This window comes from Pseudomonas sp. 3A(2025), from assembly GCF_054589175.1.
Genome location: NZ_BAAILM010000109.1, coordinates 1 through 249, shown reverse-complemented (window position 1 = coordinate 249; position 249 = coordinate 1). Strand labels below are relative to the sequence as shown.

Below are 249 nucleotides of genomic sequence, written 5' to 3'. Positions count from 1 at the left end.
CTCCAAGGCTAAATACTACTGACTGACCGATAGTGAACCAGTACCGTGAGGGAAAGGCGAAAAGAACCCCGGAGAGGGGAGTGAAATAGATCCTGAAACCGTATGCGTACAAGCAGTGGGAGCCCACTTTGTTGGGTGACTGCGTACCTTTTGTATAATGGGTCAGCGACTTATATTCAGTGGCGAGCTTAACCGAATAGGGGAGGCGTAGCGAAAGCGAGTCTTAATAGGGCGACAGTCGCTGGGTAT

1 rRNA gene is annotated in these 249 nt (G+C 50.6%); it reads left to right on the top strand.

Annotation, left to right across the window (positions count from 1 at the left end):
• A 23S ribosomal RNA gene (locus ACYP2A_RS26600) occupies positions 1–249 on the top strand; the annotation flags it as partial.